General features: G+C 63.2%; 1 protein-coding gene and 1 pseudogene. Both read right to left on the reverse strand.

Annotated features, from left to right (window positions below):
- Positions 1 to 859, reverse strand: an 859-nt coding sequence (gene pdxA, locus ACQKP4_RS29250) for a 4-hydroxythreonine-4-phosphate dehydrogenase PdxA (RefSeq protein ID WP_427637461.1), incomplete at its 3' end; no start/stop codon positions are given.
- Positions 856 to 948 (reverse strand): annotated as a pseudogene (locus ACQKP4_RS29255) (hypothetical protein); the annotation flags it as partial. The pseudogene ACQKP4_RS29255 and the gene pdxA, both read right to left, overlap by 4 nt.
- Between the last annotated feature and the right edge of the window lie 90 nt (positions 949 to 1,038).

Raw genomic sequence — 1,038 nt, forward strand, 5'->3', positions numbered from 1 at the left:
CGAGGGTCACGTTGACTGCCGCGCCGAAGCCTTTGTACTTCAGCACGGGCAGGCCCTGGTCGTGGTACATCGCCAGCACCGCGTCGCAGTGCTCCAGATATTTGGGGGTAAACAGAGTATCGGCGGGCAGGGGGCCGCGAAGGTCCATGCCCTCACCGCGCAGGCGCTCTAACGTAGGTTCGATGATGTCGATTTCTTCATGGCCCAGGTGACCACCTTCACCGGCGTGCGGGTTAAGTCCGCAAACCAGGATGCGCGGCTGGGCGATGCCGAATTTTTGTTGCAGGTCGGTGTGCAGGATTCGCGTGACCCGTTCCAGCCGCTGCGGGGTGATTGCATCGGCAATCTCGCGCAGGGGCAGGTGGGTCGTGACCAGCGCCACACGCAAGCCGCGCGTGGCCAGCATCATCACCACTTGCGTGGTGTGGGTCAGGTCCGCAAGAAATTCCGTGTGCCCGGAAAAGGCGATCCCGGAGTCATTGATCACGCCTTTATGCACAGGCGCGGTGATCATGCCGGCGAAATGCCCGTCCAGGCAGCCCTGGCCCGCGCGGGTCAGGGTGTCCAGAACGAACGCCGCATTGGCCTTATCGAGCTGGCCGGCAACCACCGGGGCACTGAGCGGCGTATTCCACACATACAGGCTGTTGGCAGGCGCCGGAGCATCCGGCCAGTTGCCCGGCGATACCGACAGCAAATCGACAACCACGCCCAGCTGCGCGGCCCGCTCAAGGAGCAGGTCGCGGCTGGTAATGGCAATCAGGGGGTGTGGCTGGGCTTGCGAGGCGAGCAGCAGGCACAGGTCTGGACCAATGCCGGCCGGTTCGCCGGGTGTCAGCGCGAAACGCTTGGGTTTCACTGCGCTGCCTGGTCTGCACCAGGGAGTTTGATCTCAACGTACGCTTCGTCACGGATCTGACGCAGCCAGGTTTGCAGCTCTTCGTCGTACAAACAATGCTGCCTGTGCCATCGGTGGCTGTTCCGGAAGCCGTCAGCGTGCAGTTTGAGGTTGGGCTAGTCCCACCAATTCCCGCCACG

The sequence above is a fragment of the Pseudomonas sp. NPDC086278 genome (genome assembly GCF_050280905.1).
Classification (GTDB): domain Bacteria; phylum Pseudomonadota; class Gammaproteobacteria; order Pseudomonadales; family Pseudomonadaceae; genus Aquipseudomonas.